Annotated in this window: 2 protein-coding genes; both read left to right on the forward strand. The window is 37.0% G+C overall.

The window, feature by feature from the left end; genetic code table 11:
* The first annotated feature begins 7 nt into the window (after positions 1-7).
* Positions 8-12112 (forward strand): fibronectin type III domain-containing protein, encoded by a 12105-nt coding sequence (locus BM305_RS16330; protein WP_092563265.1) that lies wholly within the window; start codon positions 8-10, stop codon positions 12110-12112.
* A 58-nt stretch (positions 12113-12170) separates the two neighbouring features.
* Positions 12171-12417 (forward strand): transposase (locus BM305_RS16335; RefSeq protein ID WP_143099203.1); only part of this gene is annotated, 247 nt, incomplete at its 3' end.

The raw sequence follows: 12417 nt of genomic DNA on the forward strand, positions 1-12417 counted from the left end.
AGAATGTATGAAATACATAAAAAATAAAAGAAAAATAGCAACCAGAGTCCTTTCATTTGGAATGGCTTTCCTAATGGCATTTGCACAGCCATTAGATTATGTAGGAATAAAAGGATCTGATAAGAAATATGAAGAGCCAATGCCAGCACAAGCTAGATTATTTGAGAGCACCATATCTCAGATTACTCTTTCCTGTGTAAAAACAACAAGTAAAGCAGTGACCCTTCAATGGGAAAGTGTAATAGATGGAGCAGAATCCGACTATACGTATTCTGTATATCGAAACAATGAATTAATTATTGAGAATATAACAGATCTGACCTATGAAGATACTGTTTCGACAGCTGGAAATTATCTTTATAAGGTAGAGGCAAAGGATACGGAAGGAGCGGTAGTTTGTACAAGCAATGAAGTATCTGCGGTTGTGTATGAGGAGTTAAAAATCACCTCTAATTTAACCTTAACGGAGAATATGGAGGTAGGAGATGTAATTATTACGTCGGGGAGTAAATTAGACCTTCAAGGATACCGTTTAATGGTACATGGAGATGTCACTGTAAATAGTGGAACTATTGTAGTGAACAGAGGATATTTACTTTGTGAGGGAAACTTTAAAACGGATACCAACGGGTATTTAAATTTAACGAATCCTTCAGATAAGATAACAATAGCAGGTAATTTATCATTTGGAAGCTCCTCTTCTGTGCTAAGTGCAGGGGTAATGGAAATAGGGGGAAATGCAGAGTTTACCTATTATTATGGTGGATTCTATCCCTATAATACATTTGAAACTATTTTAAATGGAACCACAGCTCAGACAGTTAAGTTTGTAAATGAAAGAAGTTATTTTAATGTGCTTACCTTAAATAATCCGGAGGGTATTCTAGTAGATGGAATGCTTTATTATAAAAGCATAAATAGAAATGGGACGAATATTACCTATTTAACCTATGATGAGGGAACATTTGGATGGACATTAACAGAAGATGAAACCATAACTGGCGATTTGGTTTTAAAGGGTGGAGATCTAGATTTAAATGGACATTCTCTTACTATAACGGGCGACCTTGTGCAATACCAGGGAAAAGTGTCTCCTAATAACGGAACATTAACCGTTCAAGGAGATTGTTATTTAGCAACAAGGCTGACAGCTGGAGAAACAAAGACGTATGGCGATAGTCTTGGTATATTAGAAATGATAAATGAAAATGACCATGTAGTGGTGGAAGGTAATTTTTGCTGTCGTACATTAAGTGTAAATAATCTGACCAATGGACTACTAGAAGTAAAAGGGGACATAGACATTTTATCAAATCCAAAAGCCTTTAGCCCCGGGGAAAACCATAAGATTTTGTTAAGTGGAACTACCATTCAGACAGTAAATATTTTGAGAGCGTTAGCAGATCAAAATTATATTTCTAATCTGGAAATTACAAATCAGGCTGGAGTTGTGTTTAAGACTCCAATTCCCATTACACATAGTCTGAAAACCAATGGAAATACCTTGGAAGGGAAAGTTCGTTTACTGTATACAACAAAACCAGAAAACAATGTTATAAATGCAGATGTGATTGTAGATGTTGAAACCTCTTTGCGTTCAGATATAGAAATAAACGGAGAGCTGACAATAAATTCCAAATTATATTTATACGGACACTCTCTTATTGTAAATGGTAATGTTACAATAAGTGGAACATTAACACCAGAAAATGGTTCTTTTAGTTGTGACAATATGACAGAAACTGTCTATGGAAGATTAAATATGACCAGTGCCAATGACTATATTTGTGTAAATCACAATTTAGAGCTAAATGGGTATCTTTCTGGCTATGAAGGAATTTTGGAGGTAAAGGGTGATGTAACGCAAATTGGGGCATCCTCCAGTGGGGTAGGTTGTTACAGCAATAGCAAAATGATATTAAGTGGAACGGCACTACAAACCATTAGTTTTGATTCTATGAATTGTAAGCTTAATATTGTTGAAATTCAAAATGAAAACGAGGGAGTATTTTTTAAGACAGCTGTAAATATAGCAACATTAATTACAAATGGGAATATATGCAAGTATAACAATGGAGAAAGTGTAGGCTGGACACTAAATCAGGATGAAGTCTACGAAGGAGATTTATACCTGATATCAGGAGAATTAAATTTAAATGGACACGTTTTAGAAGTACAAGGTAATTTGATTCAGGGTGGTGGAACAGTCAATATTAATGGTGGTACGTTACATGTTACAGGTGACTATCGGATACAATCGAAAAGCGGTGATACTTATAGCAGCAGCAGCGGTATTCTTGATATGGAGCAGGAGGAAGACAGAGTTCATATTCAAGGTAGCTTTATCATGCAATCGACTAAAAGTCATGTCACCTATTTAACGAATGGTAAATTAGAAGTAGAAAAAGATATTCAAGGCTACTTTGAGTCTGCTGGAAGTCATATCACTATAGTATGTGGGGCAGACAGCCAGTCTGTTACAGGTCCAATTCTGCAAAATCTACAGGTGACAAATACCTCAGAAGGGGGCGTTACACTAAGCAGTACCGTTGTAAAAGGAATGGTGGAGGATGGAGGAAAACCGATTGGTGGTTCTTTGGAAATAAGATATACAACATCCTTTGCAAATAATGAATATCATGGAAGTATAAAATTAACCCAATCCTATGAATTAACTGGGGATTTGAAAATTTATGGAGATTTATTATTAATATCCAGCTATTTTGCAATTTCTTTGGTATTAAATAACTATAACCTGATAGTCAATGGATCTATTACAGCAACAAATGCAAATTTTGATATTGGAAAAGGAAAACTGTATTGTTATGGAAATATGTCATTGGGAATAACTTATAGCTCTTCGGGTAACAGAGGTTTAAAAATGACAGAAAGCGAAGCGTATGTTTTTGTGCAGGGAAATTTAACATATGGTACATACAGCTGGGGGTATTTGACAAATGGAATTCTTGAAATAAAGGGTAACTTTAGTCCGTCAACTTATAAGTTCGTTGCCACAGAATCACATAAGACAATTTTAAGTGGTTCTGAAAAACAAACAGTAAGCTTTGGGTATTTGTATTCTACATTTAACAAACTGGAAATACAAAATGCGAAGGGAGTTTATTTTGAAAATGAAATTCGTGCCAATGAGCTGATTGACAATGGACATCCTATAACTAGTAAAAGTGGCGGGGAAGAATCCAGATTGGGGTGGACGTTAACGCAAGATGAAACGATAGAAGGTGATTTGTATTTAATTGGGGGAACTCTTGATTTAAATGGGCACAAATTAAGTATAAAGGGTACATTAATTCAAAGCAGCGGTATAGTAAAGATAAATGGAGGACAATTAATTGTAGAAGAAGATTACCGCATACAGAGAAAAATATCAGATACAGCCTATAGTGGAAGCTATGGTGTGCTTGTCATGCAAAATGCAAATGATTACGTTGAGGTTCGTGGAGACTTCTATGCCGATGGAATGAAGCAGAGTGGATTATTAACAGCAGGTACTTTTTGTGCAAAAGGAGATTTTATAAGTGGCTCAATATGGGGTAATAGTTCATTTACTCCAACAGAAAGCTTTTTAGTTCGATTTAATGGAACAGAAAGACAAAATATTAACTGTAGTACCAATACTACATTACTTTTTCAAAATGTAGAGTTGGAAAACGAAAATGTGTATTTTGAAAAGATGTATGTTGCAGGAAAAATAAATGATTATGGAAGAGAAGTCAAGGGATTGATTTATCCTTTAACTGGGTTTGAGGCAGAAAATAATCTGCTTCATGGTTCACTGTATGTAATGAGTACAGTTACATTAACACAGGATTTGGAAGTAACAGGTGATTTGAAGGTTCATAGTTATCTTGGTTTAAGCGGATGTAGTTTAACGGTAAATGGTTCTGTAGAGATAACATCTAATATGGATTTTATAAAAGGCAGGCTTTATTGTAAAGGAAATTTCTCAACTACGGGATATGGTGGGCTCTACATGGGAAATGCAGAGGACTATCTTCTGGTGGAAGGAAATACAGTGTTTGGAGGATATCAGAGATATGGAGGCAGCAGAGTTGTAGTATTGACAAATGGGGTAATGGAACTAAAGGGTGACTTCACCCAAGTATATCATAATTCATCCTCAGATTTTCAAGCAGCAAATAACCATTCGGTCATTTTTAGTGGGGATGGACTCCAAACCATTACAATAGCATCTATAAATTCTTATTTTAATAAGGTAGTGATCAATAAAAAGTATCCAAATGGTATTATGGCAATGCAGCCTATTTACTGTAATCAGCTTATCGATAATGGATATGAAATTACGTATGCTCATAATGGAATGTTTGGTACAAAACTAGAAGAAGATATGGTGATAGGAGGAGATTATCATTTAGTGGGAGGAGAACTAGATCTGAATGGTCATACTCTAGAAATACAGGGTAACTTCTATCAAAGTGCAGGAACGGTTCTCGTCAATGGAGGTAAGCTTCTGGTTCAAGGGGACTATCGAATTCAGGAGTATACGGTAGATAGTGAAAATAATAAGGTTTTTTCAGATAGTAAGGGAATTCTGAATATGACAAAGCCAGAAGACTATGTATTGGTGCAAGGCGATTTTGTCACAGAATCGGTTAAGGATCATACAGCGTACTTGACCAATGGTATTTTGGAGGTAAAAGGTAATTTTTCAGAGGAGGCTTCTAGTGGGTACAATTTTAATACCTCTGACCAGCATAAAACTATTTTTAGTGGAGATAAATTACAAACAGTATATTTTTATTCCAGTGGCAGAACAGCTTCTCATTTCCAAAACTTGGAAATTAATAACGTAAGTGAAGAAGGTGTAAATTTTCGTTCTTTAGTATATGTAAATGGACAGGCTTCGCAGATAAATGGCAGGGTATCTGGAAGTGAATTATATATTGCCTCATTGAACAATCTGAACGGAACTGTGTGGAGAGGCTCGGTAGTATTGTATTCCAACGTAAAATTGACAGCAGATTATACAATAGAAGGAAGTCTGTCTGCCATGTATCAGGCTGACTTAAATGGGTTTAGTCTTTCGGTTCAAAATTATATACAATCGGGTGGTACCCTTTACATCAATGGGGGTAAATTATATTGTACTAATAATTTTACCTATTATGGGTACTTTAAAATGGATCACACAGCTGATTATGTATTTGTAGGAAATATCTTTACATCTTCAACCAATTATAATCAGACTGGATATTTGACAGATGGTGTGTTGGAAGTGCAGGGCGATTTTATGCAGACAACGAGTAATGGCACAGCATTTGTTGCTTCGGGTAACCATGAAACTATTTTAAGTGGTAAGCCAACTTCATGGGGAACTTATTACGTTCAGATGGTTTCCTTTAAGAATACAGCAAATCACTTTAATAAATTAACCTTAACACGTAATGTAAATGACACGTATTCGTTTAGTGCAGATGTACATAGCCTTTGTAATATTTTAAACGAAGAAATGCAGGATGCAGAAGCACCCAGCAAGGTTACAGGAGTCCTTGTAAACAGTATTTCTGTAAATTCTGTTCAGTTGTCGTGGGCGGCTGCAACGGATAATGAAATGGTTACGGGATATATCATATATCGGAATGGAACAGAAGTTGCCCGGACCAGTGTGACATATTTTAAAGACATGTCACTTAAGCCAAATACAACATACCGATATACGATATATGCATTTGATGCAAAGAAAAATTTATCTGAGCCATCGGAGGAAGTATATGCAGCTACTTTAAAAGATGAAGAATCACCAACCGTACCGTCAGGTTTGGAAATTCAGTCAGCAACAGGCAGCTCTATTACCTTAGTCTGGAGCTATGCACAGGATAATACGGGAGTAGCAGGCTATGAGGTGTTTCGCGACGGTGCATATTATAAAACAGTGACTAGTAATAATGTTTTTAAGGATACCGATGTACAAAAGGAAACCTCCTATGAGTATCAGGTGAGAGCTTTTGATACTTCAGGAAATTATTCTGAATTAAGTACTTCTGTCACGGGAAATATTCTGGATCCTTCTATTAATTCAACGCTTCCCGAAGATGGGCAGAGAATTGGGGGAGATGCTGTAACATTACAGGTTTTATTTCAGAAAGCAGGAACAGGTAATAAAGTGACTTTTGAGTACTGCGGCTTGGATCAGGTCTGGTATGATATTGTGCAGGTGCCAATTGGACAGCAAGAATATAATGATTCTTTTTATTATGCCAAAGCAACATGGAATATTAAATATTTAGCGTCAGGAAATTATACGGTAAGGTATACTTTATATGATATAGAAGGAAATACTTCTGTAAAAGAAGTTATTTATGAAATTGACAAATCGGGTCCAGACACACCTTCTGGGGTGAGTGCCAGTTCAGATAACGGAACCGTTACAGTATCCTGGGAAGATTCTGCAAGTGAGGACTGTGTAAGTTATGAAATCTACAGAGCAGAAGAAAATGCAGAAGAGTATCATTTGATTGGAACAGTCACAAAGCAAGAAGGTACTTCTTTTCTAGACAGAACTTGCATAGTAGGGCAGACGTATTCTTATAAAATAAGAGGAATGGATGACTTTACTCAGACAGGAGAGTTTAGTGAGGCTGTTTTTGCAACAGTGGCAGCAGATTTAGAAGCACCATCCATAACAGCTATTACGCCAAATGGAGGAAAAGTAAGTGGCTGGGTAGATGTTTGTGTAGTGGCACAGGATAATATATTAGTAAAAAGCATTGACTTATATTATGTTGCTTCTGACCAGCCTGATTTTATAAAGATTGGGACAATTGAAACAAGTGGGAAGGCTTATTTTAAATGGGACACCACAGGGATAGCAGATGGAACTTATTATATAAAAGCAGTGGCCACTGATATAAGTGGAAATACAGCAGAACGAAGTATGGGTATTTTTGTCCTGGACAATACAGGAATTGCTAAAATTCAAATACAAGAGGTAACAGCAACTTCAAATAATGTTCTTTTGAAATGGGCAGATGTGGAAGAAGATGATTTTGCTTATTTTATGGTGGAACAGAAATTTGGAGATGTATTTACAAGTGTTGGAACGGTTTCCGATACATTAGGCATGTATGTCCAGAACCTTAAGGCTAATACGGAGTACACATTTCGTGTAGTAGGTTACGATAAAACGGGCAATCGGGGAACTCCGTCAGAGGAGGTTGCCATTACAACATCTGCGGATGAATCCGTACCAGTAATAAAAGGAATTTATCCCGTATCTTCTTACTATAAAAATAAAATACAATTAGGAGCCCGTGTCATAGATAATTGTGGATGCGATAGGGTTGTATTTAGTTTCTCAAAAGATAAGGTGGAATGGACAGAGCTTGCAGCAGTGGAAGCACAAAACGGTGAAACAGATACGACTCTTTATTACGATTGGGACATTTCCCAATTGGATGAGGGTGATATCTATGTAAAATTTGAAGCGTATGATTTGGCAGGTAATAAAAATGCACTGATAAATGGGGAAGAAATTATTTCGCTGTATAAAATTGATAGGACAGCACCTGAACCAGTCAGTGAATTTCATGTGACAGGACAAGATGGTTATGTAGCCCTTACCTGGAATAGCAGTACAGAGACAGATATCAGTTCCTATCATATTTATAGAAAGCAATCAGAAAATGGAGAATATTCTTTATTAAAAGAAAATTGTACATCAAAAAATTATTATGATACAGATGTAGAGTATGAGGGTGTGTATTATTATTGTATTTCAGCAGTTGATATTGCAGGAAATGAAGGGGCACGTTCAGAGGAAGTAGTTGCTACCGTACAAGCAGATGGGCAGGCACCTGCAATTAGAAGCTTTTCCCCATCCAATGGAACAAGTGTAGGGGAAAATCCGTCTATCTCTATTTTGGCATTAGATAATTCTTGCCTGGGAAGTATTTTGCTGGAGTATAAAGGCGAAACGGAAGGCAGTGAAGGCTGGAACGTAATTGCCTCTTCAACAGTAGATGGTAAAAGTTATTTATTAAAAACTACATGGATGACGGAGCAGTTATCAGATGGTTTGTATGATTTCCGAGTAAAGGTAACAGATAAAAATGGAAATCAAAGTGATTATGTTACGTATCAATATTCCCTTGATACAGATGCGTCATCTGCGCCAGAAGTAATTCTAACGCCAAAGGATTATTGTATGGAGTTATCCTGGGCAAAGCTAGAAGAAAATGATTTTGCATATTTTGAGATTTATCGAAAGGTAGAGAGTGAGGAAAATTATAGCTGTATTAAAAAGGGAACAGGAACTTCTTATGATGACTGGGAGGTTACTCCTAATATATCCTATAGCTACAAGGTTTGTTTCTATGATTCCTGTCGAAATTGCAGTGAGAGCAATGTGGTGGAGGGAATCCCTCTTGATAATGACGTAATTAAACCAGTTGCAAGTATTGCAGAAAATCTGTCTGGTATTGTAGGAATGGAATTAGGTTTTGATGGTACAGCTTCTACTGATAATGTAGGAATCGTAAAGTATAAATGGGATATGGGAGATGGAACTATTCTTTATGGTTCACAGCCTGTTTATACCTATGACAAGGATGGAGTCTATAGTGTAACTTTAACGGTGGAGGATGAGAAGGGAAATCAGGCATCTGCCAGCACCAGTGTTACGATTTACCCGGCAGAAGATGCGGGAAGTGCGAAAGTAAGGGTAGTAGATGAAAGTAATAATCCAATTCCGTATGCGTATTTTTGTATTCAGCTTTTAGGGGGAGAAACGGAAACGTATCGGGCAGATTATAGTGGATATGTAAAGCTTAGTGTAGAGTCAGGAACATATAAGGTTGCGGCATATAAGCAAGGCTATCTTCCCAAGGAGGATTTGTTGACCATTACTCCAGAGAGTCATGTGAAAATGTCCATTACTCTGCAAAGTGGAGATTTGGTGGTAGGAGATCTAACTTGGCACAGGATGGAAATTCAAGAAATGCTTGAGGCAGGAGTGGATTTGTCAGACCCAGAAAATTATGACAGCTTTAGTTTTTCGGTTACTTTGACATTTGCACAGCAGCCACTACCAGTAGAGTATGAATTTCAAGTAATTGGACAAACAGTTAACGTAATAGAAGATACTTCAGAAACAGATAAGCCGAAGGAAGATAAACAAACGGTAATAGAGACACTTCATGTAGAAAGAGTGAAAAAGCCGTCCTCAAATGCTGGCGATGGAGAAGAGGATGTTCCGATATTAGTATATCTTCATACATCTGCGGGAATTTCATGGTTAAAGGATATTTACGCAGTGGAGCTGGGTGTTTTAAATAATGCAAGTGCTAACTTTTCCATACTAAATGCAAATGCAACATTAGAATTGCCAGATGGAGTTTCTTTTGCAGGTACCAAGCAGGAGCAGACATTAAAGCAAGATATGGGAACTATTTATGGACAACAGAGAGAAAGTGTATCTTGGTATGTAAAAGGAGATAAGTCAGGATCTTATCAATTAAGTGCTGCATTTAATGGAACACTAATGCCTTTTAATATACCTGTTAGTGCTAACTTTAAATCAGATTATAATTTAGAAATCGAAGAATCTGGTAAGGGTTTGGTGCTTAGTATTATGCCACAAGCTAGTGCCTATATTAATGAACAATATTATGTACAATATCAATTAAAAAATGATTCTGGTAAGACATATTATAACTTAAAGACAACTTTTGGAAATTATGCTAGTCCAGGAAGTAAAAGTCAGGTTATTGTATTTCCTAAGGAGGGTCAAACCCCAGAAGTTTATGAGGATGAGGTACCAGCAACGTATCATATTAATAGTGTAAATCAATCAAGAAGTATTCCCATTGTTTATGAGGGGGAAACAATAGAGATTGGTGTTTTTGAGCCAGGTGATGTGATTTATGGAACATATAAGACGGCATTTACTGCTGATGGAGATCCAGATGAGGTATACTATGATTTAGTTGATACAGCAGTTGAATCATGGGGAGCAAATAAAGGAATAAAAGTGGAGGTTCATGAAATACCAAGCCACATTTCCAAGTCAATTAAGAAGGTGATAGCAGAAAGTAATACGTGGGCAGATCCTGTGGACTATTCGACAGGAGCGTATCTAGACAGTTATGAGGCATTGGCATTACAGGGGTTAACAACCATTTCACTGGATTTGGAATATAATTCAATGATTACAGACAATAAAGGACAGCTCGGATATGGCTGGAGCCACAACTATGAAACCTTTTTGAAAGAAAAAGATGGAATGGTAGAATTGTACTGGTCACCTTCCAGCAATATTACGTTTATTCCTGAAAATGCCATTAACAGGACGGTTCATGGGGTAATTATTGATAGTACGATTATGTTGGAAGAAGCAGATGCAGAAGGAGCAGTAACCTTTGGCTGTATTAGTGCAGGGATGTCAAAGTATAAGCTGGAGCGAAGTGAAAGTGGAACATATACTCTTTATGGACCAAATAGAGATGTTTTCCAATTTAATCAAGACGGCAAGTTAACTAAGATTACGGATGCACAAAACAGAAGTGTACTTTTTGAGCAGTTAGAACAACAGACCATTGTAACTGAGCCTGTATCTGGGAAAAGACTTATTATGAATTATAATAGTCAGGGATTGATTACAGAGGTAAGTGACGATTACGGAAGAAAAACTTCATTTGCGTATACGGATCAGTATTTAACCTCCATCACCAATCCACTAGGAGAAACCACCACATATGCCTATGAGAATGGTAAAATAGTAACCGTCACCAATTCAGAAAATTGCACCTATATGACCAATACCTATGACGAGTCAGGCAGGGTGCTTACGCAAGATGATGCAGATGCCAATACCCCATTAACATACTTTTCTTATGAAGATAATGGACAATGGGGTAGTACGGTGGTGACCATTACGGATCGAAACGGAAAGGTAATCAAAGTTAAAACCAACTATGCGGATTTAGTGGAAATGAAAATGGATCAGAATGGAAGCACATCGTATTTTCAATACGACTGGAACGGAAATCTGGTCAGTGAAAAGGATGGGGAAGGGAATACTACTTATTATGAATATGATTCCGAAAACCGCAGAACGGTGGTAAGAGATGCTTTCTTGAAAGAAACCCATATGTCCTATGATTCCAATGGAAATGTCATTCAAATTACAGGAAGTGACGGAAGTGTTTCCACCTATGAGTATAATGAGCAAAATCTTCAGACAAAGGTGACGGATCAGTTAGGGCTTCAGACACAATTTAAGTATAATGAAAACGGACAGCTTCTGGAGCAAAAGGTGGAAGGAAAGGGAGTAAAGTATTTTTCCTATGAAAAAGGGATGTTGGTTGCTGAAAAAGATTATCTTGGCAATGAAACAACCTATACTTATGATGACTTTGGAAATGTAAAAACAGTAAAGGATAAAGAAGGGAATCGTACGGAATACACCTATGATACGTTAAATCGTGTCATAGAGGAAAAGGATGCTGCTGGAGGCATAGTAAGCACTACCTATGACTGCTTTGGAAATCAAACAACCAGAACCGATGCCAGAGGAAATACTACTACCTTTGCATATGCCAATAATCTATTGACCAAGGAACGGTATGCGGATGGCTGTGAACTTACCTATGAATATGATGGGGAGGGAAGAACGACAAAAGCCATTAATCCAGATGGAACTGCTCTTAGTACGGAATATGATGCTGCTGGAAATGTAGTAAAAACCACGGCGGCGGACAATACCTCATTAACCTATACGTATGATCACACCAACCAGGTAACCACCATCATGAATAGTGAAGGTGCTATTACTCGATTTGAATATTACCCCAATGGTAAACTGCATCGAAAGATTTTTCCAGACGAAACCTATGAATTATATACGTATAATGACGTATGGAAATTAGCCAGTGTAAAGGATGGGTTAGGACATACCACCAGCTATGAGTATGACAAGGCGGGTCATTTAATTAGTGAAAAAGATCCGCTAGGAAATACCTGGTCGTATGAGTACAACCTGTTTGGGGAACTGATGAAAACAGTGGATGCCAATGGAAATGAGACAACCTACGAATACGATGCCAATGGAAACTGCATCTTGAATAGGTTATAATAAATTATACAAATCATATTCGGTCATGATATAATGAGAAAAATGGAGGATAACTATCATGGCAGGAAAAGTAAAAAATTACACCGATGATTTTAAAAAGCAAATAGTCGCATTAAGGCAAAATGGTAAACCAGCAGCAGAAATAGCTAGAGAATATCAACTGGCTAAATCAACAGTAGTGAAATGGACAAATGACTATGGTAATACAGGTTCTTTTAAGGCTAAAGATAACAGAACTGACGAAGAAAATGAGTTGATTCGCCTTCGTAAAGAAAATAAACAGTTATTAATGGAGAATGATATTT

It is taken from the genome of Anaeromicropila populeti, assembly GCF_900112775.1.
In the GTDB taxonomy this organism is placed as follows: Bacteria; Bacillota; Clostridia; order Lachnospirales; family Lachnospiraceae; genus Anaeromicropila_A; species Anaeromicropila_A populeti.

What these genes read in the sequence shown, in the direction of transcription:
- BM305_RS16330 (WP_092563265.1), top strand. Translation starts at nt 8, where the DNA reads ATGAAATACATAAAAAATAAAAGAAAAATAGCAACCAGAGTCCTTTCA.